The organism is Streptomyces malachitofuscus (genome assembly GCF_055571035.1).
Genome location: NZ_JBVIGA010000004.1, coordinates 315,713 through 341,398 on the forward strand (window position 1 = coordinate 315,713; position 25,686 = coordinate 341,398).

Annotated in this window: 27 protein-coding genes; 17 read left to right on the forward strand and 10 right to left on the reverse strand. The window is 73.5% G+C overall.

The genetic code is table 11. From position 1 onward, the window contains the following. The first annotated feature begins 13 nt into the window (after positions 1–13). Entirely contained in the window at positions 14–1,213 is a 1,200-nt protein-coding gene (locus tag ACZ44S_RS08170) for a type ISP restriction/modification enzyme (RefSeq protein WP_466925789.1), read from the forward strand. Between the two features lie 238 nt (positions 1,214–1,451). Here ACZ44S_RS08170 and ACZ44S_RS08175 read toward each other — a convergent pair whose 3' ends face one another. Continuing rightward, positions 1,452–2,165, reverse strand: coding sequence for a TetR/AcrR family transcriptional regulator (locus tag ACZ44S_RS08175; protein ID WP_466925791.1), 714 nt, complete (start codon positions 2,163–2,165; stop codon positions 1,452–1,454). A gap of 62 nt (positions 2,166–2,227) precedes the next feature. Here ACZ44S_RS08175 and ACZ44S_RS08180 point away from each other — a divergent pair, with 62 nt between their 5' ends. Beyond that, positions 2,228–3,205, forward strand: a complete 978-nt coding sequence (locus tag ACZ44S_RS08180; RefSeq protein WP_466925793.1) for an ATP-binding cassette domain-containing protein — start codon at positions 2,228–2,230, stop codon at positions 3,203–3,205. Beyond that, entirely contained in the window at positions 3,202–3,984 is a 783-nt protein-coding gene (locus tag ACZ44S_RS08185; RefSeq protein WP_466925795.1) for an ABC transporter permease, read from the forward strand. The genes ACZ44S_RS08180 and ACZ44S_RS08185 overlap by 4 nt, the downstream gene beginning before the upstream one ends. Positions 3,985–4,164: 180 nt before the next feature. Here the strand turns inward: ACZ44S_RS08185 and ACZ44S_RS08190 are convergent, their stop codons facing one another. From ACZ44S_RS08190 to ACZ44S_RS08200, 3 genes are all read right to left on the reverse strand, one after another. Further along, positions 4,165–4,440 carry a hypothetical protein gene (locus tag ACZ44S_RS08190; RefSeq protein WP_190166236.1) on the reverse strand — a complete coding sequence of 92 codons (276 nt, stop codon included), beginning with the start codon at positions 4,438–4,440 and terminating at the stop codon, positions 4,165–4,167. 126 nt (positions 4,441–4,566) lie between these two features. Next, a complete protein-coding gene (locus ACZ44S_RS08195; RefSeq protein ID WP_466925797.1) occupies positions 4,567–5,385 on the reverse strand; it encodes an anti-sigma factor in 819 nt (272 codons plus the stop codon). Next, complete coding sequence (locus tag ACZ44S_RS08200; protein ID WP_466925799.1) at positions 5,382–5,924, reverse strand: sigma-70 family RNA polymerase sigma factor; 543 nt, start codon at positions 5,922–5,924, stop codon at positions 5,382–5,384. Before ACZ44S_RS08200 ends, ACZ44S_RS08195 begins: the two co-directional genes overlap by 4 nt. A 245-nt stretch (positions 5,925–6,169) precedes the next feature. Here ACZ44S_RS08200 and ACZ44S_RS08205 point away from each other — a divergent pair, with 245 nt between their 5' ends. From ACZ44S_RS08205 to ACZ44S_RS08220, 4 genes are all read left to right on the forward strand, one after another. Continuing rightward, complete coding sequence (locus ACZ44S_RS08205) at positions 6,170–7,702, forward strand: DUF4331 domain-containing protein (protein WP_466925801.1); 1,533 nt, start codon at positions 6,170–6,172, stop codon at positions 7,700–7,702. Positions 7,703–7,788: 86 nt separating this feature from the next. Continuing rightward, complete coding sequence (locus ACZ44S_RS08210) at positions 7,789–9,861, forward strand: tetratricopeptide repeat protein (protein WP_466925803.1); 2,073 nt, start codon at positions 7,789–7,791, stop codon at positions 9,859–9,861. Further along, the gene (locus tag ACZ44S_RS08215; protein ID WP_466925805.1) at positions 9,858–11,411 is read left to right on the forward strand and encodes a HoxN/HupN/NixA family nickel/cobalt transporter; all 1,554 of its coding nucleotides are present in this window, start codon (positions 9,858–9,860) and stop codon (positions 11,409–11,411) included. Before ACZ44S_RS08210 ends, ACZ44S_RS08215 begins: the two co-directional genes overlap by 4 nt. 78 nt (positions 11,412–11,489) lie before the next feature. Continuing rightward, the gene (locus tag ACZ44S_RS08220; protein ID WP_466925975.1) at positions 11,490–13,094 is read left to right on the forward strand and encodes a serine/threonine-protein kinase; all 1,605 of its coding nucleotides are present in this window, start codon (positions 11,490–11,492) and stop codon (positions 13,092–13,094) included. 4 nt (positions 13,095–13,098) lie between these two features. On the opposite strand, the gene ACZ44S_RS08225 is transcribed toward ACZ44S_RS08220, so the two are convergent. Further along, entirely contained in the window at positions 13,099–13,905 is an 807-nt protein-coding gene (locus ACZ44S_RS08225; RefSeq protein WP_466925807.1) for an SGNH/GDSL hydrolase family protein, read from the reverse strand. Between the two features lie 597 nt (positions 13,906–14,502). On the opposite strand from ACZ44S_RS08225, the gene ACZ44S_RS08230 reads away from it, so the two are divergent. From ACZ44S_RS08230 to ACZ44S_RS08250, 5 genes are all read left to right on the forward strand, one after another. After that, on the forward strand, positions 14,503–15,324 hold the full coding sequence (locus tag ACZ44S_RS08230; RefSeq protein ID WP_466925810.1) for a glycosyltransferase family 2 protein: 822 nt from the start codon (positions 14,503–14,505) through the stop codon (positions 15,322–15,324). After that, positions 15,321–16,322: a glycosyltransferase family 2 protein gene (locus ACZ44S_RS08235; protein WP_466925812.1), complete on the forward strand. Its 1,002-nt coding sequence runs from the start codon at positions 15,321–15,323 to the stop codon at positions 16,320–16,322. Before ACZ44S_RS08230 ends, ACZ44S_RS08235 begins: the two co-directional genes overlap by 4 nt. Then, the gene (locus tag ACZ44S_RS08240) at positions 16,315–17,115 is read left to right on the forward strand and encodes a polysaccharide deacetylase family protein (protein ID WP_466925814.1); all 801 of its coding nucleotides are present in this window, start codon (positions 16,315–16,317) and stop codon (positions 17,113–17,115) included. The genes ACZ44S_RS08235 and ACZ44S_RS08240 overlap by 8 nt, the downstream gene beginning before the upstream one ends. Positions 17,116–17,198: 83 nt before the next feature. After that, complete coding sequence (locus ACZ44S_RS08245) at positions 17,199–18,293, forward strand: DUF5925 domain-containing protein (protein ID WP_466925816.1); 1,095 nt, start codon at positions 17,199–17,201, stop codon at positions 18,291–18,293. Positions 18,294–18,309: 16 nt separating this feature from the next. Next, the gene (locus ACZ44S_RS08250; protein ID WP_466925818.1) at positions 18,310–19,077 is read left to right on the forward strand and encodes a DUF72 domain-containing protein; all 768 of its coding nucleotides are present in this window, start codon (positions 18,310–18,312) and stop codon (positions 19,075–19,077) included. Positions 19,078–19,190: 113 nt separating this feature from the next. Here ACZ44S_RS08250 and ACZ44S_RS08255 read toward each other — a convergent pair whose 3' ends face one another. After that, positions 19,191–19,556 carry a GntR family transcriptional regulator gene (locus ACZ44S_RS08255; RefSeq protein ID WP_466925821.1) on the reverse strand — a complete coding sequence of 122 codons (366 nt, stop codon included), beginning with the start codon at positions 19,554–19,556 and terminating at the stop codon, positions 19,191–19,193. A gap of 71 nt (positions 19,557–19,627) precedes the next feature. On the opposite strand from ACZ44S_RS08255, the gene ACZ44S_RS08260 reads away from it, so the two are divergent. Continuing rightward, a complete protein-coding gene (locus tag ACZ44S_RS08260; RefSeq protein ID WP_466925822.1) occupies positions 19,628–20,557 on the forward strand; it encodes a GNAT family N-acetyltransferase in 930 nt (309 codons plus the stop codon). Beyond that, on the forward strand, positions 20,538–21,038 hold the full coding sequence (locus ACZ44S_RS08265) for a ribonuclease FAU-1 family protein (RefSeq protein ID WP_466925825.1): 501 nt from the start codon (positions 20,538–20,540) through the stop codon (positions 21,036–21,038). The genes ACZ44S_RS08260 and ACZ44S_RS08265 overlap by 20 nt, the downstream gene beginning before the upstream one ends. An 11-nt stretch (positions 21,039–21,049) precedes the next feature. Here the strand turns inward: ACZ44S_RS08265 and ACZ44S_RS08270 are convergent, their stop codons facing one another. After that, positions 21,050–21,670: a class I SAM-dependent methyltransferase gene (locus ACZ44S_RS08270; RefSeq protein WP_466925828.1), complete on the reverse strand. Its 621-nt coding sequence runs from the start codon at positions 21,668–21,670 to the stop codon at positions 21,050–21,052. Between the two features lie 138 nt (positions 21,671–21,808). Here ACZ44S_RS08270 and ACZ44S_RS08275 point away from each other — a divergent pair, with 138 nt between their 5' ends. Then, a complete protein-coding gene (locus ACZ44S_RS08275) occupies positions 21,809–21,943 on the forward strand; it encodes a hypothetical protein (protein ID WP_466925830.1) in 135 nt (44 codons plus the stop codon). 19 nt (positions 21,944–21,962) lie between these two features. Here ACZ44S_RS08275 and ACZ44S_RS08280 read toward each other — a convergent pair whose 3' ends face one another. Continuing rightward, positions 21,963–22,436 carry a GNAT family N-acetyltransferase gene (locus ACZ44S_RS08280; protein ID WP_466925832.1) on the reverse strand — a complete coding sequence of 158 codons (474 nt, stop codon included), beginning with the start codon at positions 22,434–22,436 and terminating at the stop codon, positions 21,963–21,965. Positions 22,437–22,615: 179 nt separating this feature from the next. Between ACZ44S_RS08280 and ACZ44S_RS08285 the strand changes: the two genes are divergently transcribed. Further along, positions 22,616–23,662, forward strand: coding sequence for a lytic polysaccharide monooxygenase auxiliary activity family 9 protein (locus tag ACZ44S_RS08285; RefSeq protein ID WP_466925835.1), 1,047 nt, complete (start codon positions 22,616–22,618; stop codon positions 23,660–23,662). 71 nt (positions 23,663–23,733) lie between these two features. Here ACZ44S_RS08285 and ACZ44S_RS08290 read toward each other — a convergent pair whose 3' ends face one another. Beyond that, positions 23,734–24,594 carry an esterase/lipase family protein gene (locus tag ACZ44S_RS08290; RefSeq protein WP_466925838.1) on the reverse strand — a complete coding sequence of 287 codons (861 nt, stop codon included), beginning with the start codon at positions 24,592–24,594 and terminating at the stop codon, positions 23,734–23,736. Positions 24,595–24,766: 172 nt separating this feature from the next. After that, the gene (locus ACZ44S_RS08295) at positions 24,767–25,213 is read right to left on the reverse strand and encodes a MarR family winged helix-turn-helix transcriptional regulator (RefSeq protein WP_466925840.1); all 447 of its coding nucleotides are present in this window, start codon (positions 25,211–25,213) and stop codon (positions 24,767–24,769) included. Positions 25,214–25,302: 89 nt separating this feature from the next. Here ACZ44S_RS08295 and ACZ44S_RS08300 point away from each other — a divergent pair, with 89 nt between their 5' ends. Next, the gene (locus tag ACZ44S_RS08300) at positions 25,303–25,677 is read left to right on the forward strand and encodes a cupin domain-containing protein (protein ID WP_466925978.1); all 375 of its coding nucleotides are present in this window, start codon (positions 25,303–25,305) and stop codon (positions 25,675–25,677) included. Positions 25,678–25,686 lie beyond the last annotated feature (9 nt).

Consider the following 25,686-nt stretch of genomic DNA (forward strand, 5'->3'; position numbering starts at 1 on the left):
CCCAGGCCGTACGATGCCCTGCGTGACGCACGACGACGCTCCGCTGCTGGCGGACCTCATGCCGTGGTCCGTCGCACCGCCGCGGCTCGGCCGGGGGTGGCCGGCGGCCCCCGACGCGGCGTCCCTGAAGGCCCGTTGGAACGCCCTGGTGAAGGCCACGGGACCGGACCGCGAGGCCCTGTTCCGGTCGACGCGTTCCCGGACCCCGCAGTCGGCGGTCGGCCGGCTGCCGGGGCGCGGCGGCGGCACGGAGCGGCTGGCCCGTGCCTCGGGCCCGTGCGCCGAGCCGGTACGGGTCCTGTACGCCCCCTTCGACGAGCAGTGGCTGATCCCCGATCAGCGGCTGATCGACGCGGCCCGGCCGGAGCTGTGGCGGGTGGCGGACGAGCGGCAGGTGTTCGTCGTGGAGGCGGGAGGCACGCGCGGCGGTGCCGCCGACGGCGACGCCGGTCCGCCACTGCTCGCCACCACCCTGCTGCCCGTGCTCCGCGCGGGGCGCGTCCGTCCGCTGTACCGCCGCCCGGGGGCCGCCGAGCCCAATCTGGCCCCGGGCCTGACCGGTCACCTCGCCGCCCGGCTCGGCCACGCCCTCTCCCCCGTGGACGTCCTCGCCTGGACGACGGCCGTGGCCCGGCCGACGTCCGCGGGCCTCGCGGTGCCGCTCACCGGGGACGCGGATGCCTGGGAGCGGGGTGTGACGGTGGGACGCAGGATGCTGTGGCTGATGCGACGCGACGGGGAACGGCCCAAACTGCCGGGCGGGCGCCGCCCCTACGTCCGCGCTCCGCTGCCCTCCCGGCCGCTGACCGTGCGCTACGACCGGGACGAGGAGGCGCTGCTGCTCGACGAGGGCCGCATCTCCCCCGTGCCGCCCGAGGCGTGGGACTTCGAGGCCGGCGGTGTCCGGGTGCTGGAGCAGTGGTTCGCGGCCCGTACGGAGCCGGGCGAGCCGGGCACGCTGGCCGCGATCCGTCCGGTCACCTGGCCCCAGGCCTGGACCTCGGAGCTGCTGGAACTCATCACGGTCCTCGCCCTGCTGGCCGAACTGCGGCCGCGGCAGGAGGCGTTGACGGGTACGGAGCTGCCCCGCCCGATCACACCGGCCGAGTTGCGCGAGGCAGGGGTCCTCCCGGTCCCGCCCGCCGCTCGCCGCCCGGCCTCGGTCCTGGACGCCCACGAGGAGGGCCCGGAGGGCCAACTCGCGCTGCTCTGACAGCCGGTGTCCCGGTCGCCACTGTCTCCGTCGCGGTTGGCGGGGCTCGCCGAAGGGTTTCCTCGCCCCCGCCGCCCCTTCGTCCCGTCCCCGGGGGCAGGCCCCCGGCCCCCCCTTCGGCCCTGAACGGGCCTCGTCCTCGCACTCCCCCAGAGGGGGTACCCCCAGACAGGCTGGTGTGCCGGCCCGAGGGCCGACTTGCATCGATCGCAGGGCCCGGCTCGCACCGGTTGTGAGGTCAGTCGCGGGGCTCGAAGCCGTTCAGCATTCGGGTGAGCGCCCGGTCGAACACCGCCTCCAGGTCGATCGGCCCGGCGTCCTCCGCGAAGGCCGCCGCCATCCGCGGGTAGGCGCCGGTCGCGATCCGGCCGCTCAGATAGGCGGTCCGGACGGCGTCCTCCTGCTCCTGCGACCAGGGCAGCGAGCGCGTGCGTTCGGCGGTGGCCAGCTCGTTGGTGACATACGTCGTCACGATGCCGTTCAGCATCGCGATCAGCTCCAGCTTGGTGCCGTAGGACGCGGGGAGCGTGTCCAGGCAGGCCAGGCAGTGCTCGAGATAGCGCAGGGAGTTGGGGCTGAGGCCGTAGACCGGCGACATCAGACGTGGCAGCCACGGGTGACGGTGCATCAGCGAGCGCGTCCGGTGGGCCACCCGGAGCATGTCGGCGCGCCAGTCACCGCTGGGCTCCCACAGCTCGTGCTCGCCGCCGGCCGCGTCCACCATCAGCTCGTACAGGTCCTCCTTGCGGGGGACGTAGTTGTACAGCGACATGGTGCCGCAGCCCAGTTCCGCGGCGACGCGGCGCATGGAGACCGCGTCCAGGCCGTCGGCGTCGGCGATGCGCACCGCCGCCGCGGCGATGTCGGCGCGGGTGTACGCCGGTCTCGGCCCACGGCCGGTGCGCTCGGGGCGCGCCCAGATCACTTCGGGTTCGGCCGCTCGGCCCGCCATCGGTCATCACCTCCCCACCATCGTAGTTACGTACAGCGTACGTAATGCGCTATGGTCGGCGCATGACTACTACGTACGCTGTACTTAGTGAGGGTCTTGAGAAGCGTTTCGGGGAGGTCCATGCCCTGCGAGGGCTGGATCTGGCGGTGGCCGAGGGCACCGTGTGCGGGGTGCTCGGGCCCAACGGCGCGGGCAAGACCACGGCCGTCCGGCTGCTGACCACCCTGCTGCGGCCCGACGCGGGCTCCGCGCGGATCGCGGGTCACGACCTCGTCCGGGAGGCCGCCGCCGTACGGCGCAGGATCGGCGTCACCGGGCAGGACACCTCGATCGACGGGGATCTCACCGGCCGCGAGAATCTGCGGCTGTTCGCCCGGCTGCACCGGGTGGACGGGGCGGCCGCGCGGGCCGCCGAACTGCTCGACCGGTTCGGGCTGACGGAGGCGGCGGACCGGCCGGCGTCCGGCTGGTCCGGCGGTATGCGCCGCCGGCTGGACCTGGCGGCGAGCCTGATCCGCCGTCCCGAGGTGCTGTTCCTTGACGAGCCGACGACCGGCCTCGACCCGGCCAGCCGGGCGCTGATCTGGGAGGCGGTGCGCGAGCTGACCGGCGAGGGCACGACCGTGCTGCTCACCACCGAGTATCTGGAGGAGGCCGACCGGCTCGCCGACGACATCGCCCTGGTGGACCGGGGACGGGTGGCGCACACCGGCTCACCGGCCGAACTCAAGACGCTGGTGGGAACACACGCGGAAGTGGTCGTCGCGGACGCGGCCGCGCTGGTGGCGGCCGCCGGGGTGCTGGACCGGCTCACCGGCTCGGAGCCCTCCCTGGACCGGGAGCGGAACGCGGTCGGGGTGGTCACCCAGGACGCGACACTCACCCTCCCGCACCTGGTGCGCACGCTGGACGCGGCGGGAGTCCCGCTGCTCGACGCGAGCCTGCGCCCCCCGACCCTCGACGATGTCTTCCTGCGGCTGACCGAGGGCCCCGGTGCCTTCGCCGGCCGTTCCGGCGACGACAAGGAGCGTGCCGCATGAGCACGTTGGTGTACGACGGCACCGCGCTGCTCGGCCGGCAGCTGCGGCGGATGCGGAACAACCCGGGGCTGCTGGTCCTCACCCAGACGATGCCGGTCAGCATGCTGCTGTTCTTCGGCTACGTCTTCGGCAGCGCGCTCGCCGTGCCGGGCGCCGAGTACCGGTCCTTCCTGGTGCCGGGCCTGCTGGTGGCGACGGCGGCGGGCGGGATCATGACCGGCATGTTCCAGTCGGCGCAGGACGTGCACCGCGGGGTGACGGACCGGCTGCGCACGCTGCCGGTGAGCCGGGCCGCCGTACCGGTGGGCCAGGCCGTGGCGGATGTGCTGGTGACGGCGGCCGGGACGGTGCCGTTCCTGCTGGTGGGCCTGGCGGTCGGCTGGCGCGTGGAGGGGGGTGCGCCGGCCGCGGTGGGCGCCGTGGCGCTGTTGCTGCTGTTCCGGTTCGCGTGCACCTGGGCCGGGATCTTCCTGGGGCTGCTCACCCGGAACGAGGAGGCGGCCGGTCAGCTGGGCGGGGCGACCTTCCTGCTGCCGCTGCTGTCCAGCGCGTACATCCCGGCCGAAGGGCTGCCGGGCGGGCTGCGCGCGGTGGCGGAGTGGAATCCGATCAGCGCGGTGGCGACGGCGCTGCGGGACCTGTTCGGCAACGCCCCGGTGCCGGAGGGGGCGGCCTGGCCGGTGGCACATCCCGTCGCGGGGTCGCTGGCCTGGTGTGCGGTGCTGCTCGCGGTGTTCGTGCCGCTCGCGGTGCGGGAGTACGCACGCGGCAAGCGGTGACGCGCGGGGCGGAGGGGTGAGGCCGGCGGGCCCCCGGATCGCGGCCGGGTGGGACCGGGGGACGCCGGCAAGGGGACGTGCTGGGTGTGCTGGTGCGCCGAGTGCCCTTCAGTGCCCGCGGGGATGACGGGCGGAGGCGGGGCGCTGCGCCAGGACGGCGGGGACCGTCCGGCGCGGGCGCTACCGGCTGCCGAACAGGGAGCGGCGCAGTCGGCGCAGCGGGGCGAAGAGCTTGACGCGGCTCGTGCGAGCCCGCGCGCCCCTGGCGCCACGGCTGTGCGCGGTGTCACGCGCGGTCAGCTCACGCATCAGCGTGGTCGCCTCCGCCGTCTCGCGCTGCGGGACGGCCGGTCCCGCGAGGACCGAGAGATGGCGGTCGAGGCGCGAACTGGTCGCGCTGCTCCCGCAGGTGATCGCAGGGACCCTGGCCCTGCTGCGCACTGTTATCTGTTCCATGTCACTCCCCACCCGTACGAGTCCACCCGGCCCGGGCAGGGTAACCCTATCGCCCCGTACGGGCACTCGTGTATCGAGGTCACAGGATTCACCTTCCCCATAAGGGTGTTGACGAACCCGCGACGATTACTCTCCGAATCCGACCGTTTTCAGGGCGAGTTGCACGATGGGTTTGCCGGTCGGCTGCGGTGACCCGCCGTCGGGCTCGACGGTCACGGCGAGTGACGTCGCCGAGGTGTCGAGGCCGGAGGCGACCAAGGGCGTGTCGCCCTCGAAAAGCCCCAGGGAACGCGGCTGCTCCCCCGGACCCATGAGCCAGAGCTGACGCACACGTCCGTTCGGGGGGTCGCCGTATCCGCCGAGAGTGACGACCGCGCTGCGGGAGGAAGCGGACGCGATCACTCCGATCGTGCGGCCGTCCGGGTCCCGGCCGCTGCTCGCGCGCGCGTCCGGCGCCGCGAGAACGTGGGCGATCTCACGCGCCCGGTCGCGCTCGGCGTCGAGCCGGTCCTGGGTCCGGTCCGCCTGGACGGCGAACAGCGAGGCGACGACGAGCGCCGCGGCGGCGGTGGCCGTCGCGAACGGCACGAACAACGGTGACCGGCGCCGCTCACGGGGGCGCGGCGGCGGTGCGGTGCCCCAGACGTGCGGCGGCAGCTGCGGCGCCCGCACGCGTGCGGAATCCTGCGCCGCGGGCTCCTGGGCGGTGGTGCGTACGGCGGCCAGCACCCGGTCCCGCATCGCGGGCGGCGCCGGAGCGGCCGTGGACCAGGCGAGGCGGACGGCGTCCTCGGCGAGATCGCGCACCTCGGCGGCGCAGCTTCCGCAGGACCGCAGATGCTTCTCGAAGCGGACCCGCTCGGCGGGCTCCAGCGCGTCCAGGGCGTAGGGGGCGGCCAGCGAGTGCAGGTCACCCCGGGACGTCAGTCGGCCGAACAGGCTCATGCCGCACCTCCCAGGCAGTCGCGCAGGCGGGCCAGGCCGTCGCGCATCCGGGTCTTGACCGTGCCCAGCGGCAGCGACAGCCGCTCGGCCACCTCCCGGTAGGTGTAGCCGTCGTAATAGGCGAGGGTGACCGACTGGCGCTGGATCGCGGTGAGGCGGTCGAGGCAGCGGCGCACCCATTCCCGTTCGAGACCTGCCTCGACCTCCTCGGCGACCTGGTCGAAGGCGGGGCCGTGGCCGCGCCGGGCCTCGCGCTGCTCCCGCTCGCCGGCCGCGCGGGCGCTGCGCACCCGGTCGACGGCGCGGCGGTGGGCGAGGGTGAGCACCCAGGACAGGGCGCTGCCCCGGCGGGGGTCGAACCGCGCGGCGGAGCGCCAGAGTTCCAGCAGCACCTCCTGGGCCACCTCCTCGGACTGCGCGGGGTCCCGCACCACCCGCCGCACCAGCCCGTACACCGGCCCCGAGACCAGCCCGTACAGGTCCTCGAAGGCCTTCTGGTCACCCGCGGCCACAAGCATCAGCAGCTCGTCCGCCTCCAACGCGCATCCCCCTCTCCCGGCCCCGCGGGGCCACCCGGTCACACGAGGCATTCGCAGCGCGCGAGCCTCCGGATGGGAAGTACGGATCACCGGGCCCGAAACGCGGGTCGGCAGCGAGAAATGCTACGGGTGCTCGGGCCCGGCGGGAGAGGGCCGGGAACGTTTGTGGAAACTCGACCAATCCGGCCCGCCGCGTGCTCCGAATCCCAGTGCGTCAAGGCAAGTCGGCACTGAGGACGGACGGCATGACACCTAATTCCAGGACCGGTGCGGGGCGCAGGAGTCTCGCGACCCTCATCTGTGGTGCGCTGGCCGCCGGGGGGCTCGCAGCCGCCGGTGTGACCACGCTGGAACCCGAGGCGGCCTCCGCCTCCTCCCACCGGGAGGCCCCGCTGATCTCGGGCACCCCGCAGTTCGACAACACGGACCTGTACGCGTTCGTCAGCCCCGACAAGCCGGACACCACGACGATCATCGGGAACTGGATCCCCTTCGAGGAGCCGGCCGGCGGTCCGAACTTCTTCACGTTCGCCGAGGACGCGCAGTACGACATCCACATCGACAACAACGGTGACGCGCAGGGCGAGCTGCTCTTCCGCTACACCTTCACGACCCACACGAAGAACGACAAGACGTTCCTCTACAACACGGGCCCGGTCACCAGCCTGGACGACCAGGACCTCAACATCACGCAGACCTACGACATCGAGCTGCTGAAGCTGAAGAACCAGCACGCGGTGTCCCGCACGAAGATCGCGGACGATGTTCCGGTCGCGCCGTCGAACGTCGGCAAGGCGTCCATGCCGGACTACGACACGCTGCGCAAGCAGGCGGTGCACGAACTCGCGGGCGGGGCGACGACGTTCGCGGGCCAGGCCGACGACCCGTTCTTCCTGGACCTGCGGGTCTTCGACCTGCTGTACGGCGGGAACCTCTCGGAGGTCGGCAACGACACGCTCAAGGGCTACAACGTCAACTCCCTGGCGCTGCAGGTCCCGACGGACATGATCACCGAGTCGGCGGACCAGCCGGTCGTCGGGATCTGGTCGACGACCCAGCGCAAGAACGCCGAGGGGGACTTCGTCCAGGTGTCCCGGCTGGGCAACCCGCTGGTGAACGAGGTCGTCAACCCGCTGAAGGACAAGGACACGTTCAACGCGTCGGGTCCGTGGGACGACGCGCAGTTCCTGAAGAACGTCACCGAGCCGGAACTGCCGAAGCTGATCGAGGCGATCTACAAGATCCCGGCGCCCGACACGCCCCGCAACGATCTCGTCGACGTCTTCCTCAAGGGCGTCGAAGGGCTCAACCAGCCGCCGCATGTGACGCCGTCGGAGATGCTGCGCCTCAACACCTCGATCGAGCCGGCCGCGGAGCCCAAGCGGCTGGGCGTCCTGGACGGGGACAAGGCGGGCTTCCCCAACGGGCGGCGGCTCACGGACGACGTGATCGACGCCGCGCTGCAGGTCGTCGAGGGCGAACTGGTCGGTGCGAAGAACGACCTGGGTGACGCGGTGAACGCCAACGACAAGGAGTTCGGGGCGGCCTTCCCGTATCTGGCGAACCCGACGGAGGGGTCGCGCGGACCGCTCGCCAAGGGCGTGGACGGCGGCAACGACGTACGCAACCAGCTCGGCGACGCGCTGAGTCCGGCCGGCGCGGAGGGCTCGGACGACACGGCCCTGATCGCCGCGTCCGCGGGTGCGGGCGCCGGCGGGCTGCTGCTGATCGGCGTGGCGCTGATGTGGTGGCGCCGGATGCGCGGCCGGGCGTACTGACCCCGCCGCTTCCCCACCAGCAGGCGCGGCCCGTCCCCACCCACCCCCACGGCACGGGCCGCGCCGTCGAACTCCGAGGAGAGGCCATGCCTCCGGGCACGAACGACAACGAGCAGGGTCCGGTGCCGCCCGCACCGGATGCGTCCGGCCCCGGCGGGGACGGAGAGCGGACCGGGGTCACCGCCCCCGAGCGGGCGCGTGCGGCGACGCCGCGTCAGGCGTCGGCAGCGGAGGGCGAGGAGACCTCCGAGCTCCGGCCGCGGGACGGCCAGGAGAGGGGAGACGGTCGCGGGCCGGGACCCGCCGACCCGGTGACGGCGGGACGGGACCTCCGTCGGCCGGCCGACGGCCGGACACCCGTGGACCCGCACGGGCCGCACCCGGTGCAGAGTACGCAGCCGGAGGAGTGGCACCGGGCGGACACCACCGCCCACGCGGATGCGGCGGGCCGACCGGGGCACGGGCGGCGGTCCGCGGGCGACGGGGCAGCGGCCGGCGAAGGCCGGGCCGACGCCCCGGCAGCGGAGCGCGGGAAGACCGCCGTCCGGGGCGCGGACGCGCGGGGTGAGCCGGTGAGCGGCCTTCGGGCGAGGGCCGCCGAGGAACCGCGGGCTCCCCGCCTGCCCGACCCGGCACACACGGCGCAGCCCGCCTCCGGCACCGCGCACCGGCAGGCGGCTGACAGCCCCGGCCACAGCGCGGACGCGGACGCGGAGGGCGAACGGCACATCGGCCAGGGGCCGGACGCCGCGGACCGGGATCAGACGGCCGTCCGGGGACGGCGGGTCGCGGCGTTGCGGCGGTTCGCCGCCGCCGCGCTGCGGGGGCGCGGGCTGCATGCCGCCTCGTGTGCCGTGCTGCTGGCCGTCGCCCTGACCGCGGGGAGCGTCGCGGTGGGAGGCGGCCGGGACGACGGGCGGCCCGGGACCGGCACCGCGGCGGCCGGAGCGGCAGTCGCGGCCGGTGTGCTCGCCGGGGGCGACCTCGACGCCGGGGTCCGTTCCCTGCAGGCCCATCTGCGGGACCAGCCGCGTGACTTCACCGGCTGGGCCACCCTGGGCACCGCCTACGTCGAGCAGGCGCGCACCCAGGGAGACCCCTCGCGCTACCCGCAGGCCGAGCGGGCGCTGGAGCGCTCCCTCGCCCTCGAACCGGACAACGAGCCCGCCCTCGCCGGCCAGGCCGCCCTCGCCGCCGCGCGGCACGACTTCACCCGGGCCCTTGAGTTCGCCGACCGGGCCCTGGAACAGAACCCCTACAGCGAGCGCGCCCTGTGCACCCGTATCGACGCCCTGGTCGAGCTGGGCCGGTACGACGAGGCCGACGAGGCCGCCACCACCGCCGACCGCAGGCGGCCGGGGGTGCCCGTGTTCACGCGGTACGCGTACGTGAAGGAGCTGCGAGGCGACGTGCGCACCGCGCGGAACGTGCTGGAGCGGGCCCTCGACAGCGCCGCCACACCCGCGGACGTGGCCTATGTCGCGACCGCGCTGGGGCAGCTGGCCTGGAACGGGGGCGACCACGAGGCGGCGCTCACGCACTACGCGCGGGCGCTCGCCGCCGACGACACGTATCTGCCCGCCCTGGAGGGCCGGGCCCGCGCGCAGGCCGCGCGCGGGGACCGCGCGGGCGCCGTCATGACCCTGGAGCAGGTCGTCGCCCGGTCCCCGCTGCCGGGTCCGCTGGTCGCCCTGGGCGAGCTGTACGAGGCGCGCGGCGCCGACGGCGACCGCGCGAAGGCACGCGCACAGTACGCCCTCGTCGACGCCTGGACCGCGCTGGCCCGCGCCGGCGGTGTCGACGCCGACCTCGACACCGCGCTGGCCGCCGCGGACCACGGGGACGCCGAGGAGGCGCTGCGCGCGGCCCGCGCGGAGTGGGAGGGCCGGCACAGTGTGCACACCGCGGACGCCCTCGCCTGGGCCCTGCACGTCAACGGCCGCGACAAGGAGGCCCTCCGGTACGCCCGCCGCGCCACGGCCACCGGCTACCGCAACGCCGTCTTCCTCTACCACCGGGGCGTGATCGAGAAGGCCGCCGGAGACAAGCGCGCCGCCCGTGACTCCCTCACCGCCGCGCTGGAGCTGAACCCGGAGTTCTCGCCGCTGGGCGCCCGTGCCGCGCGGGCGGCGCTGCAGGAACTGGAGGCGGCACGTTGATCCTCCGCCGTTCCCTCGCCGCCGGTGCCGCCGTCCTCACCGCCGCCTGCGCGCTCGCGCTGGTGCCGGCCACGACGGCGAGCGCGCATCCGCTCGGCAACTTCACCGTGAACCGCTACGACGGGCTGGTGGCCGCGCCCGGTGAACTGCGCGTCCGCCACGTCGAGGACCTCGCCGAGATACCGGCGACACAGGCCGGGCCGGACATCGGCCGCCTGGGCCGCGACGGATGGGCCCGCGAGCGCTGTGCCGCCGCCGCGCGGGACAGCGAGGTGCGGGTGGGCGGCCGCGCGGTCCCGCTGACCGTCCGCGAGGCCCGCGCGCGTGTGCGGCCCGGTCAGGCGGGGCTCGACACCCTGCGCGTGGAGTGCGGGCTGACCGCGCCCCTCCCGGACGGCGACACCGTGGACGTGCGCTTCCGGGCGGCGGGCGCGGCGTCCGGCCCGGGCTGGCGGGAGATCACCGCGCGGGGCGACCGTATGACGCTCACCGCCTCGGACGTGCCCGCCTCCTCCCTGTCCCGCGAACTGTCCCGGTACCCGGAGAAGTTGCTCTCGTCCCCCGCCGACACCAGGACCGCGGCCCTGCGCGTCCGGCCCGGCGGCCCCGCCCTGACCGGGGAGGAGGCCGACGCGCCCGCCTCGGCGGTGCTGCCGCGCGGGGCGGACCGCTTCACACGCGCCCTGGACGACCTCGTCGCCCGGCGCGATCTCACCGCCGGCTTCGCCGCGCTGGCCCTGCTGATCGCCGTGGGGCTCGGCGCGATGCACGCTCTCGCCCCGGGACACGGCAAGACGCTCATGGCCGCGACCGCCGCGGCGCGCGGGGGCAGGGCCCGGCTGCGGGACGTCCTGCCCATGGCCGCCTCGGTCACGGTCACCCACACGCTCGGCGTGGTCGCCCTGGGGCTGCTGGTCACGGCCGGTTCGGCGGCCGCGCCCTCGGTGATCGCCTGGCTGGGCGTCGCGAGCGGTGTCCTCGTCACCCTGGCCGGCGCGACCCTCGTACGCCGTGCCCTGCGCCACCGCGGCCACGCGCACCCGCACACCCACGAGCACGGGCACGACCACGAGCACGGGCACGACCACGAGCACGGGCACGACCACGAGCACGGGCACGACCACGGGCACGACCACGAGCACCGGCACTCTCACGGCCATGTCGAACACACCCACGGCGGGCGCACCCACACCCATCCCACCGCCCCCACCCTCCGCGGCACGATCCTGCTCGGGTTCGCCGGCGGGCTGGTGCCCAGCCCGTCCGCCGTCGTCGTGCTGGTCGGCGCCGCCGCGCTCGGCCAGGCCTGGTTCGGGCTGCTGCTGGTCGTCGCGTACGGCGTCGGCCTGGCCCTGACCCTGACCGCGGCCGGGTACGCGGTGGTCAAGGCGGGCAGCGGGGTGACGCGGCTGCTGGACCGGCGCCCCCGCTGGACGGCCGCCCCCTGGGCGGCGCTGGTGCGCCGCGGTGCGCCCCTCGGATCGGCGTTCGTCGTCGTGGCGCTGGGCGCCGGATTGGTGTTCAGGGGGGCGGCATCGGCGCTCGGCTGAGCTACTTTCATGAGGAAACGGAGAATTCGCCCGGATGCGAATGGGGGCGCCGTGTCCGAAGAACCGGGCAGTGAGCGGGTGATCGCGGGCCGCTACCGGCTGCTGTCGCCGCTGGGCGAGGGCGGTATGGGGACGGTGTGGCGGGCCCGCGACGAGCTGCTGCACCGCGAGGTCGCCGTCAAGGAGGTGCGCGCCCCGGCCGGGCTTCCGGCGTCCGACGTCGAGCGGCTGTACGCCCGGCTGGAGCGGGAGGCGTGGGCGGCGGCACGGATCGCGGACCGCACCGTGGTGACCGTGTACGACGTGGCGACCGAGGACGGGCGTCCATGGATCGTCATGGAGCTGGTGCGGGGCCTCTCGCTCGCCGAGGTGCTGGAGGCGGAGGGTCCGTTGCCGCCGCGGCGGGCCGCGCACATCGGCGCGGAGGTGCTCACCGCGCTGCGGGCGGCGCACGGGGCCGGGGTGCTGCACCGGGACGTGAAACCCGCGAACGTCCTGATCGCGAACGACGGGCGGGTGGTGCTCACCGACTTCGGGATCGCCATGGTCGAGGGCAGCTCCGCGCTGACCATGACGGGGGAGGTCGTCGGATCGCCCGAGTTCCTGGCGCCGGAGCGGGCGCTGGGGCGTACGCCGGGGCCCGAGTCGGATCTGTGGTCGCTCGGCGTGCTGCTGTACGCGGCGGTGGAGGGCGCCTCACCCTTCCGCCAGGACACCCCGCTGAGCACGCTGCGGGCGATCGTGGACGAGGAGCTGCCGCCGCCGCGCCGGGCGGGTCCGCTCGCCCCGGTCATCGAGGGGCTGTTGCGCAAGGACCCGGCCGAGCGGCTGTCGGCGGAGCGGGCGCAGGAGGAGCTGCGGGTCATCGGCGCGGGGGGCGCGCCCCGCGCGGACACGGCGCGTTCGGTGCCGTACGCGCCGACGGTGGCCGCGCTTCCGCTCCCGCACCCGGAGACGCCCTCGCCCACTCCCCCGGCACCGGCCGGGGGAGCGCCGACGGCGGCCACCGCGGTCACCCGGCAGGGGCGTGACCGGCGCAGTGCCGTCGTCCTGGTCGTGGGCGTGGTCGTGCTGGCCCTGGCGCTGGCCGGGTTGACGTACGCACTGCTGAACCGCGGGGACGGCGGTCCGGAGGCCAAGGACCACGGCGGTGGGACCAGTTCCTCCGCGCGGACCGGCGACGACGGCGACCGGAGCGCCGGCGGAACACCGCGGACGGAGGATCCGACCCCGTCGCCTACCGCGAGCGAGGACGACGAGGAGGCGGATGAGGAGAGCACTCCCCCGCCGCAGACGGTGTCGGTGACGGTGACCGGCGCGCGCACGGAGTACTCCGGCGGCTGTCCGCCGGCCGGCGAACAGGCACCCGCGTTCACGGCGACGTTCACGGTGGGACGGCTGCCCGCCGAGGTGTCCTACCGCTGGGTCGCCGAGGACGGCTCGGTGGCCGATCCGGGCTGGCGGACCCTGTCGTTCGCCGAAGGGGGCGGACGCTCGAAGCAGGACACGGTGACGGTGACGACGTACTCGGAGAGCGGGACGTTCCGGAGCCGGATCGGTGTGGAGGTCCGGGAGCCGGTGCACACCACGTCCGAGACGGTGCCGTTCTCGGTGACGTGTGAGGCGGAGACCCCGACGGGCGGGGCCTCCGCTTCTTCTCCCGGTCCGGACGGCGGCTCCTGACGGATCAGGCCGCGGCGTCGAGCACCGGCAGATAGCCGCCGGACTGGCCGGCCGCCTTCGGGTGGTACGAGTTGCCGATGTTGAGCCAGTCCACGCTGTGCAGCCAGGAGTTGCCGGAGCAGATCTCGTGGCCCGTGAACGTGGTGCGTACGTCGCCGAAGGTGAAGCCGTGCGCCCGGGCGCGCTGGGCGATGGCGTTGTCGAGGTGGTCGGCGGCGTCGTTGATCGCCTTCCGCTTGGTCTCGGAGAGACCGACGCAGAAGGTGCCGAGCCGGTAGAAGCGGGGGTAGCCGAGCACCACGACGTCGGCGTTCGGCGCCCGGTCGGAGATCGCCGAGTAGACGCTGTCGAGCCTGCCGGGCAGCGTCGAGTCGACGTACGCCCGCGCGGTGGCGATCCGGGAGAGGCAGGAGCTGTCGGACTGGAGCACACAGGTCGTCATGACGTCGGCGAAACCGGCGTCGTTGCCGCCCACGCTGATCGAGACCAGGCCGGTGGCGGTGGAGAGCGGGCCCAGCTGCCCGGAGAGAACATCACCCGTTCGGGCGCCCGAGCAGGCGGTGAAGGCGAAGGACGAGGGTGAGTTGGCGGCCGCCCAGAGGTAGGGGTAGGCCTTCGTGCTGCGCTTGCAGTCGCCGCTGGAGGCGATGTAGCTGCCGGCTCCGACACCGGAGGAGTAGGAGTCGCCGAGCGCCACGTAGCCGCCGGGCGCGGCCTGTTGGGACGCCTGTGCCGCCGTTGCCCCGGTGAGGGCGGTGGTGACGGCGAGGAGTAGTGAGCCAAGGAAGAGGACAAGTCGGGAACGTCTCATGGAACCTCCCTTTAGCAGGATCTCTGCCACAACCGTCGTACCAACTACGCGTGTTGACCGGAAGTGTCCATGCCAAAACTGTTGCCGTTTCAATTCTGGACGAAATCTGCCCGTAGGGACTTTCGGCCCTTGACGCCCCCTACGGGGTGCGCCACATTGAAGCCCGGCATCCGACGCTTCGGGGGGCAAAGTCGGCCATGCAGACACACAATCCGGGCAAGAGACACCCGTAACGGCATAACCAACAAAAACGTGAGGTGCCGTTCCAGGTCTTGCCATTCGGGTTCAATCGTCAATACCGTCATACATCTCACCCGCGTCGGTCCGTCAGTACGCGGCTCCAGGGGAGGGCTCAGGACCGCGACGAACCGGCGCGGGGCGCGGTAGGGGGGTGCCGTGCTCGGTGACCGCAACAGTGACCGGGCCGTGCCGCGCGGTCGGCTGCCGTTTCCGTGGCCGGCCAGATTTGCCAGCTCACCCTGCGTGCACGCCGGTTCCGTCCGTCGTGCCGTGGAGTGAGAACCCCCCTTTCGAACCGGACGAACAGCCGGGCCGCCCGAGGGGCGGGCGGTCCGCCGGACGAGAGGGACCAGACTCATGAGCTCCGTACTGCAGCCGGCGGCCGCGGACCAGGATCCGCCGGCCGCCCGGAAGTACCGGCCCGTCTCCTCGCACCTGGCCATCGCGCCACCGGTGAGCGTGGTGATACCGGCCATGAACGAGGCGGAGAACCTGCCGTACGTCTTCAAGACGCTTCCCGACTGGATCCACGAAGTGGTCCTGGTCGACGGCAACTCCACCGACAACACCGTCGAGGTGGCACGCGAACTGTGGTCCGGCGTCAAGGTCGTCGGGCAGCGCGGCAAGGGCAAGGGGGACGCGCTGCGCTCCGGCTTCGAGGCCTGCACCGGCGACATCATCGTGATGGTCGACGCGGACGGCTCGGCGGACGGCAACGAGATCGTCAGCTACGTCTCCGCGCTGGTCTCCGGCGCGGACTTCGCCAAGGGGTCCCGCTTCGCCAACGGCGGCGGCACCGACGACATGACCTTCATCCGCAAGCTCGGCAACCGGGTGCTGTGCGCCGTGGTCAACCGCAAGTTCGGCGCGCGGTACACCGACCTCTGCTACGGCTACAACGCCTTCTGGCGGCACTGCCTGGACAAGATCGACCTCGACTGCACCGGCTTCGAGGTCGAGACCCTGATGAACATACGGGTCGTCAAGGCGGGTCTGAAGGTGCAGGAGATCCCCAGCCACGAGTACCTGCGCATCCACGGCACCAGCAATCTGCGGGCGGTGCGCGACGGCTTCCGGGTGCTGCGGGTGATCCTCGGGGAGCGCTCCAACCGGCGGGCCCTGCGCCGCCGGCCGCACCACTCGCCGCTGCTCGACACGGTCCGGGGGAAGGTGTCTTGAGCGATCCCGGAACTCCGGGCATCTCGGTCGTGATCTGCGCCTACACCGAGGACCGCTGGGCGGACGTCCTCGCGGCGGTCGCCTCGGTGCGGGCGCAGTCACGGCCGGCTCTGGAGACCCTGCTGGTCGTCGACCACAACCGGGCTCTCCTGGACCGCCTGGGCAAGGAGTACAAGGAGACCCCGGACGTGCGGGTGCTCGCCAACGCGGGCCCTCGCGGCCTGTCCGCCGGCCGCAACACCGGAATCGCCGCCTCGCGCGGCGGCGTCGTCGCCTTCCTCGACGACGACGCCGTGGCCGAACGCGACTGGCTGAAGCGCTTCGCCGAGGGGTACGCCGACCCGCGCGTGATGGCGGTCGGCGGACGCACCGAGCCGGTCTGGGCGTCGGGCCGGCGTCCCCCCTGGTTCCCCGAGGAGTTCGACTGGGTGGTGGGCTGCACCTACCGGGGCCTGCCGCGCGGCCGGGTGCGGGTGCGCAACGTCCTGGGCGGCAACGCCTCCTTCCGGCGCGAGGCCTTCGACGCGGCGGGCGGCTTCGCCACCGGCATCGGACGCGACGGCAGCAAGCGCCCGCTGGGCGGGGAGGAGACGGAGCTGTGCATCCGCCTCAGCCGCGCCCGGCCCGACGCCGTCCTCCTGATCGACGACCGCGCGGTGATCCACCACCGGGTGCCCGAGGCCCGCGAGCACTTCCGCTACTTCCGGACCCGGACCTACGCCGAGGGGCTGTCCAAGGCGCTGGTGGCCCGCAGCGTCGGTGCGGACAAGGGGCTCGAGTCCGAACGCCGGTACACCACACGCGTGCTGCCGGCCGGGGTGGTGCGGGGACTGCGCGACGCCCTGCTCGCCCGCCCGGGCGGCGCGGGCCGCGCGGGGGCGATCGTCACCGGGGTGCTCACGGCGGCGGGCGGCTATCTGGTGGGGAGCGTACGGGCCCGGCGGGGCGGGGTCACCTTCTCCGTGGTGGCCGTCGGGGAGGGCGGTGGCCGTGACTGACGTACGCGTGCCGATCCTCATGTACCACGCGGTCGCGGACGACCCCGACGAGGCGACCCGCGCCCTGTCCGTCTCCCCCGGGGCGTTCGCCGAACAGATGGCGGTGCTCGCGGACCGGGGCCTCACCCCGCTCACCACCGCCGAACTCGCCGCCCGCTGGCGATCGGGCCGCCCGCTGCCCGCGCGGCCGGTCCTGGTCACCTTCGACGACGGCTACGAAGGCGTGCACCGCCACGCCCTGCCCGTCCTGGCCGGGCACGGCTTCCCGGCCACCCTGTTCGTCTCCACCGGCTGGCTCCGGGGGCCGCACGACACCGGCGGCGCTCCGGACACCATGCTCGACTGGGACCAGGTGCGGGAACTGGCCGGCGGGGGTGTGGAGATCGGCGGGCACAGTCACAGCCATCCGCAGCTCGACCAGCTCGACGCGGGCCGGCTGCGCTCCGAGCTGATCCTGTGCAAGGAGATCGTCTCGGACCGGCTGGGGTCCGTGCCCGTCTCGTTCGCGTATCCCTACGGCTACTCCAGCCGCCGGGTGCGCGAGGCGGTGCGGGAGGCGGGGTACGCCCAGGCCCTCGCCGTCGGCAACGGCCTCGCCCGCCGCGCCCAGGGGCCGTACGCCCTGCGGCGCGTGACGGTGCGCAGGTCCACGTCCGCCGCCGAGTTCGAACGGCTGCTCCAGGGGCGGGCCGTCGCCCGCGCCTTCGCCCGGGACCGCGCCCTGACCAAGGGGTACGCGATGGTGCGCCGCACCCGGCGGGCGGCACGGCTGATGAGCCGCCCGCCGGTCTGACCACCGCGCCGTACAGGGGTGATCCGCCGCGTGGACCGCGGAAATCGGGTGCACGCGGCGTCCCCGTGGCCGATCATGGCGGCATGTCCGCGCAACCGCACGACGCACTGCCGATCCGGCTCAACGTCGACGACAGCGACTCCCCGTCCGATGTCGTCGACGCGCTGTTCCTCGGCCGCTTCGCGACGGGCGAGCAGCCGTACTCGCACGCCGTGAACATCGACCGCGTACGCTCCGGCGCGACCCTGCTGCCCGCCGACGCGCGGGTGCTGCGGCTGGCCAAGGACGACGACCGCAGCTCCACCCTGGCCGAGGGCGACGGCTGGACCCTGCTGGTCTCCCGCTGGAACCGGGGCGCCGACGTCACGGTCACCGCGACCAGCGCCGACCTCGCCGCGAAGATCCTGGACGAGGCCACCGACGGCGCCGCTGACGAGCCCGAACCGCAGCCGGAGCACGTCACCATGGGCTTCTGGTACGTCTCCCCGCGCCGCGGCCCGCACCGCACCACCCGGCGGATCTCGGCGGGCACCTGGGAGGAGATCCGGCCCAACTACACCGCCCCGGTGGCGGACGCGATGGACCGTCTGATGAAGACGACTCCCGAGGACATCTCGGGCCGGCTGCTCCTGCTGCACGGCCCGCCGGGCACCGGCAAGACCTCCGCGCTGCGCACGCTGGCCCGGTCCTGGCGGGACTGGTGCCAGGTGGACTGCGTACTGGACCCGGAGCGGCTCTTCTCCGACGTCGGCTATCTGATGGACATCGCGATCGGCGAGGAGGACGCGGCGGGCAAGGGCCGCTGGCGGCTGCTGCTCCTCGAGGACTGCGACGAACTGATCCGCGGCGAGGCCAAGCACACCGCCGGCCAGGCGCTGTCCCGGCTGCTGAACCTGACGGACGGTCTGCTCGGCCAGGGGCGCAACGTGCTGGTCGGGGTCACCACCAACGAGGACCTGGAGCGCCTCCACCCGGCCGTGGTCCGCCCCGGCCGCTGCCTCGCCCGGATCGAGGTGGGGCAGCTGACCCGTGCGGAGGCGGTGAACTGGCTGGGCGCCGAGGAGGGCGTCGGCCGCCAGGGCGCGACCCTGGCCGAGCTGTACGCGCTGCGCCGGGGCACCTCCCCGACGGCCCTGCCGGAACCGCGGGGCGACGCGGACGCGGGCCTGTACCTGTAGGTGCTTTGATGGTCGTATGACCCTGTTCGTCGGGACGTCGGGGTGGCAGTACAAGGACTGGCGCGGGGTGCTGTACCCGGCCGGGCTTCCGGTGCGGCTCTGGCTGGAGGAGTACACGGCGCGCTTCGCCACCGTCGAGATCAACAACGCCTTCTACCGGCTGCCGTCCCGGGAGACCTTCGAGACCTGGCGGGACCGCACCCCTCCGGGCTTCGTCGTCGCGGTCAAGGCGAGCCGCTACCTGACGCACATCAAACGGCTGCGCGATCCCGAGGAGCCGGTGGAACGCCTGATGAGCCGGGCCGCCGGACTGGGCGACCGGCTCGGCCCGGTCCTCCTCCAGCTCCCGCCCACGCTCCACGCCGACCCCGCGCTGCTGCACGCCTGTCTGCGCCGCTTCCCCGCGTCGACCCGGGTGGCGGTCGAGCCGCGCCACCCGTCCTGGTGGACGCCCGAGGTACGCGCCGTACTGGAGTCCCGGGGCGCCGCCCTGTGCTGGGCCGACGTACTGGCCCGCCCCGCGACGCCCCTGTGGCGCACGGCCGACTGGGGCTACGTCCGCTTCCACCAGGGCCGCGCCCACCCCTGGCCCCACTACGGCCGCCGGTCCCTGCGCACCTGGCTCGACCGCATCGCCACCACGTGGTCCCCCCACGAGGACATCTACACCTACTTCAACAACGACCCCGGCGCAGCAGCGGTGACCGACGCCGTCCTCTTCGCCCGACTGGCCCGCACAACGCAACACAGGGTCACACGAACTCCCCAAGGGGCGCGGGGCTGAGCCGATATGCGGCTCCGCCGCGTGGGCGCGACCAGCCACGACGAGCCCGCGGCCGCACTCAAACCCGAGCCGCGACGGCGCTCACCCGTAGAGCCCCCGCAGGGAACCCGCCCTCACCCGTAAGCCGCACGCAGAGCATCCCGCACGGCAGCGAGCGCCTTCTCCTCCCCCAGCCCCAGCCGCCGAACCCGCTCCGCATACACCTGCGCCGCCGACGCGGCCTCCCGCTCCGCCGCCGAGCCCGCGGCAGCGACCACCGTCCCGTTGCGCCCCCGTGTCTCGATCACCCCGTCCGCCTCCAGCGCCCGGTAGGCCTTGGCCACCGTGTTCGCGGCGAGACCGAGCGTCTCGGCCAGCCCTCGCACCGTCGGCAGCCGGTATCCCACCGGCAGCGCTCCCGACCGGGCCTGCTCGGAGATCTGGGCCCTTACCTGCTCGTACGGCGGTGCGCCGTCGTCGATCCGGATCTTCAAGGTCACGGCCCGATTGTCGCGCACCCCTACGGAAAATAGGAGGCACCCCGGGCGCGTCCCCCGTAGCGTGCGCCTCCATGACAGTGACCGTCCGCGATCTGCGCCCCGACGCGCGCGCCGACCTCGAGGGCTTCGCCCGGGTCCGGCACGCCGCGCTGCCGTTCATCCTCGTCACCCCGGACTCCCTGGCCCACGACCTGAGCCACATGCACTCCGACGCCCATTACCGCCCGCTCGTCGCCGTGGCCGACGGCGAGGTGATCGGCACGGCGCAGGTGCACCTGGCGCACGAAAGCCTTGAGCCCGGCCAGGGCAGCATCAACGTGTACGTGCACCCCGGGCACACCCGCCGGGGTGCCGGGACACTGCTGGTGCGCGCCGCCGAGGAGCACCTGGCCGCGCACGGGGCGGCCAGGCTCTTCTCCTGGGTGCTGGACGAGCCCGGCAACCGCGTCTTCGCCGAAGCGCACGGCTACCGCGCGAGCCGCTCCGCCCACTTCCTGCGCCTGGACCTGGCGAACGGCACCCTTCCGCCGTTGCAGGACCCGCCGCCGGGCGTGGAGCTGCGCCCGGGCTCGGACTTCGCCGACGACCCGCGCCCGCTGTTCGAGCTGGACGCGGAGACGACGGCGGACGAGCCGAGCGACGTGGACTACGAGTTCACCGACTACGAGGCCTGGCTGGAGGAGACCTGGCGGCACCCGTTGTTCAGCCCCGCGCTGACCACGGTGGCGCTGGTCGACGGCCGTCCCGCCGCCTTCTCCGCGGCCCGCACGGACGGCGGCACCCGGTACGGCACGGCCATGACCGGCACGGCCCGCGCCCACCGCGGCCGGGGTCTGGCCAAGCTCGCCAAGAACGACTCCCTGCATCGTGCCCGCGCGGCCGGGTACACGGAGGCGTTCACGGGCAACGACACCGGGAACGGTCCGATGATCGCGATCAACACATGGTTCGGGTACGAGATCTGCGGGACGGAGGTGCGGTATGTCCGCGACCTCGGCTGACGGGCCGGCCCGGGTGGAGGTCGTCCTCGTCAAGGCGGGACGGATGAAGATCCGCTACCCGGCCGAGCTGCTCGCCGACGACGGCACGCGCGTCAGCGTGCGCGCCCCGTGGGCGGGGAACGGCGTGCGCGACTTCGGCTTCGTGCGCTTCGAGCCCGGTGACGTCTTCACGGAGCACTACTGGCGCGACCGGTGGTACTCCGTGAAGGAGGTCCGCACCGCCGAGGGCACCCTCAAGGGCCACTACTGCGACATCACCCGCCCCGCGGAGCTCTCCGGCGGCCGGCTGGTCGTCGAGGACCTCGACCTGGACCTGTGGGTCTCCGCGGACGGAACGGACGTACGGCGGCTCGACGAGGACGAGTTCGCGGCGAGCGGTCTGCTCACGAAGGATCCCGAGGCGGCGGCCGCCGCGGTGGCCGCCCTCGACGAGCTGGACGCCCGGGCCCGCGAGGGCGGGTTCGGAGCACTGCTCGCCTGAGGGTTTCGCGGTCAGTGCGGGAACGCGACCACCGCGTAGCGCTCGTCGTCCACGTCGCGGCCCCACAGCGTCCGGTCGCCGGACAGCCGCTCCACCCGCAGCTGCCCGGCCATCGGGGCGAGGAGGGCGGTGAGCGTGTCCGCCGGTATGCCGACCGGGCTCACGGTCCCCCACACGCCCTCGACCAGTACCAGCCGCCCGCCCGGCCGCAGCAGGTCCCGCCAGTGCCGCAGCGCCCGCCGCGGCTCGGGCAGCGTCCAGAGCACATGCCGGACCAGGACGGCGTCGTAGCGCTCCTCGCCGACCGGTGGCGCCGCCGCGTCACCGACGAGGAACACCGCGTGGCGCCCGGCGAGTTTCTCCCGTGCGTGCGCCACCATCGCCGGGGAGCTGTCGACCCCGGTGATCCGGTGCCCCTGCTCGGCCGCGAGGAGCGACAGGCTGCCGGTGCCGCAGCCGACGTCGAGGACATCGCCGGCCCGCGTGGGCAGCCAGTCCCGCAACCGCCCGGCCCAGGCCGCGCGCACCTCCGGGTCGCGCAGCCCGTGGTCCGGCTCCTCGTCGAAGGCGGCGGCCCGCGCATCCCAGTCGGTACCGTCCGTGGCCGCCCCGTCACTGTCGTACGTGGTCATGGCGCCAGGGTGACACCTGCCACTGACAATCGAATCGTGACTGCCGCCACAGACAGAACAGGACCGATGAGGAACTCTCCCCCGAAAGGTCTACCTCCGTGAGAACACGGAACCCGGTGGACCCTGAAGGAGGCAGCCATGCGCCGTGTCACCGTGCAGAAGCCCCCGAGGAAGACGGACACCCGCCAGGTCCGTGAGGAGGCCGACGAGCGCCCCGCGGGACGACCCGAGGTCCGCAAGGACATCGCCCGCACCTGGTGGCCCGACTGCTGAACGCCCGCGCGGCACGAGCTCAGTCCAGCCGCTTGCGGTAGTGGATCCGGTCGTGGGGCCCTGTGGTCCCACGGTCCACCACCTGGTAGCCGAATGCCGGATAGATCCTCCGGTTCTCCCACATCATCGCATTCGTGCAGAGCCTGATCTCGGGCAGTCCGAGGGCACGCGCGCGTGCTTCCACGAACTCCAGCAGCAGCCGCCCCAGCCCGGTGCCGTGCGCCTCGGGGCGGACGGCGACGATGTCCAGGTAGAGGTGATCCTCTCGCGGCTCGACGACGACGAGACCGGTCACCCGCGCGGTGCCCGCCGCGCCTTCCGGCGCCTCGCTCACGAACACCCTGCCCGCGGCCACGTTCGCCGCGTGATCCGCCTCCATCGGCACCGGCACCGCCCCGATGCGCGCGACGTAGGACCGGAAGGCGGCGTCGATCACCGCCTTCACCTCGGGCACGTCGGCGGCGACGGCCGGGCGGATCCGCTGGTACGTCATGCCGCGCACGGTACCTACCTGATCCCAGCCTGAGCACTCCCTTAACGCGGCCATAAGGATCTCTCTCCGGGGCCTTCGCCCGGCGATTTCGCGGCTCCGTGGGGCTAGCTTCTGAGCCACCCCCACGGGATTCACCCCCACAGGATCCAGAGATCGCCGTTTCGAGGAGTTGCTGCCCCATGTCCGCACGCCGCAAGGCCGCCGTCGCCGCCGTCGGTCTCGTCCCGCTCGCCCTGACCGGGCTGTCCGCCGCGCCGGCGTCCGCGCACGGTTCGATGGGCGACCCGGTGAGCCGGGTCGCGCAGTGCTACGCCGAGGGCCCGGAGAGCCCCGGGTCCGCGGCGTGCAAGGCTGCGGTCGCGGCCGGCGGCACCCAGGCGCTGTACGACTGGAACGGCATCCGCATCGGTGACGCGGGCGGGCGCCACCAGGAGCTCATCCCCGACGGCAAGCTGTGCAGCGCCGGCAACGAGGCGTTCAAGGGGCTCGACCTGGCCCGTGCCGACTGGCCCGCGACGAGCGTGAAGAGCGGCTCGTACACCTTCAAGTACCGCGTGACGGCCCCGCACAAGGGGACCTTCAAGGTGTACATCACCAAGCCCGGCTACGACCCGTCGCAGCCGCTGGCCTGGGACGACCTGGACCTGGCGAACCCGGTGGCCACGTCCACCGACCCGGCCGCCTCGGGCGGCTTCTACACCTTCACCGGCACCCTGCCCGAGCGCTCCGGCAAGCAGCTGCTGTACGCGGTGTGGCAGCGGTCGGACAGCCCGGAGGCGTTCTACTCCTGCTCGGACATCGCCTTCGGGGGCGGCTCCCAGGCGGGCGGTGGCGAGGCCGGCCCTGGTGAGGCGGGCGGCGGTGAGGCCTCGGGCTCGGACGACACGCCGAAGGAGGCGACCGTCCCGGCGCCGGCGGCCTCCGCTCCGTCCGAGGAGCAGATCAAGGACGGTGCCGACAAGTCGACCGTCGAGAATCACGGGCACGGTGACGACGACCCCAGCACCTCGGCGGAGCCGGCCACGGCGGGCGACGGCGCCGGCCCGGATGCCGGGAGCGCGAACCGGCCCAAGGCGGCCGGGACCGCGGAGAACCTCGCGGAGACCGGCGGTGACGCCGGCACCCCGTATCTGATGATCGGCGGCGCCGCGGCGCTGGCGCTCGGCTCGGCGGCACTGTTCGCCTCCGCGCGGCGGCGCACGGCGACCGGGCGGCACGGCCGCTGACCCGACTCGGGGCCCTGTCCGGCGGCTCAGGCCGGACAGGGCCCCGCGCCATGCGCCGCGGCCTGCACGTGTCAGTCGAACACCGAGGCGCAGGTGGTGCGTTCGGCGTGGGCCGGGTCGAGGGCGTTGGCCACCTCGTGGAAGGCGATCCGGTCGAACAGTCCGATCGCCAGATGCTCGGACAGGTCGATCGGGCAGAGGTCCTGGAGCAGCACGTTACGCACGTTCGGCCCGGTCAGATAGGCGCTGCGGTACGGGGTGACGACCTCGTCGTAGCGGGTGGCGATGACGGTGTAGCGGACTCCGGGCACGGTGTCGCCGCCCGCGTTGAGCGCGGTGAGGAAGTCGGATCCGGCGACCTGGTCGGCGAGGGCGGGGGTGGCCTCGCTCAGCAGGTCCTCGGCGCCGGGGAAGAACGGCAGCAGCTTGGTGAGGCCGCCGAGCGTGGTGCCGTGGTTGCTGGGCGCGATGCCCACGAGGGCGTTCACCTCGTCCGCTCCGCCGAGGAACTTCACGTAGTAGCGCGGCATCATGCCGCCCTGGGAGTGGCCGACGATGTCGGCCTCCGCGGCGCCGGTCGCGGCCAGCACGTCGTCGACGTAGGCGTCGAGCTGTTCGGCGGACTTCTCGACGGGCCCGAGGCCATGGAAGAAGGGGACGCCGGGGAGCTGTCCGTAGTCGAGGGAGAAGACGCAGTAGCCGCGGTGCTTCAGATAGGGCGCGAGGCCCAGCCAGTTGTCGACGGAGTTGCCGAAGGTGCCGTGGACCAGGACGACGGGGCGGGGGTGGGCGGCGGAGGGCTTGCACGCCCAGTCGTTCCAGCCCGAGCGGGGGGCACCGGCGGCCTGTGCGCTCGCCGCGGCGGGGAGGGTGACGGCGGCGGTCAGCAGGAGTGCGGCCAGCGGTCTGATCACTCGCTTCCAGGGCAGCATCGCGTGATCTCCTTGCGGATGGGGGAAGGGTGGGGTCCTACGCCCTGTGATCCGGATCACGAGGATGCTGTTCACTCGTCAAGTTACGGGTGAGTAGTAAAAGGGGGAAGTTACGGGTCGGTAAAAACTTCCAGCGTTAACCCGCGGCCGCCCGTCCGCAACTGATATGGCGTCACCAAGCAGGACGAATGGGCCCGTTGGGCGCGATGCGCAGCAACGTCTCCGCCAGGGCGCGCAGTTCCGCCTGCTCCAGGGCCGTACCCCAGACCCGTACGGCCTCCGCCGCCGCCTCCTCGGCCGCCCGGGTGCAGGCCCACCCCGACTCGGTCAGGACGACCAGCCGGGCGCGCGCGTCCTCGGGGTGCGGGCGCCGCTCGGCGTACCCCTTGCGCACCAGCTCGTCGACGAGCTGGCTCGCGGCCTGCTTGGTCACGCCGAGATGGACCGCGAGGTCGGTGACCGTCGCACCGTCCGGGGCGAGACGGGTGAAGGCGAAACCGTGCGCGGGCCGCACCCCTTCGAACCCCCGGGCGACCACGCCGTCGTGAATGCGCCGGGTGAGCTCTCCGGCGACGGCGAGCAGGGCGGCGGACAGGGCCATGGCCTCGGAGTTCTGCACGGAGGCATTGAAGCACCTTGACGAAATGGTCAAGTTGCTTGACCGTATAGTCAAGCCACTTGACCACTTCTCCTCCGGAGGCCACCGTCATGCCCGTAGTCCGCCCGTCCGAAGCCGTCGTCCACGAGATGCACGGCGCCCGCTTCGTCGCGTACGCCACCCCGTCGACCGGGAGCAGGGAACTGTGCGCCTGGCGGGGCGAGATCCCCGCCGGCACCCGGGCGCCCGCGCACACCGTCAGCCGGGAGGAGATCTTCCACCTGCTCGCCGGCGAGCTGCTGATCACCCTCGACGGCACCGTCCACCGGGTCGGCGCGGGCGACACCGTGATCGTCCATCCCGGCGCGACCCTCGCCGTCGAGAACCCGGCCACGGAGGCGGCGGTCTCCTGGGTCACCACCTCCCACGGACTGGAGGCGACCCTGGCCGACGGCACACGCATCGCGCCGCCGTGGGCCAACTGAGAGCGCCGG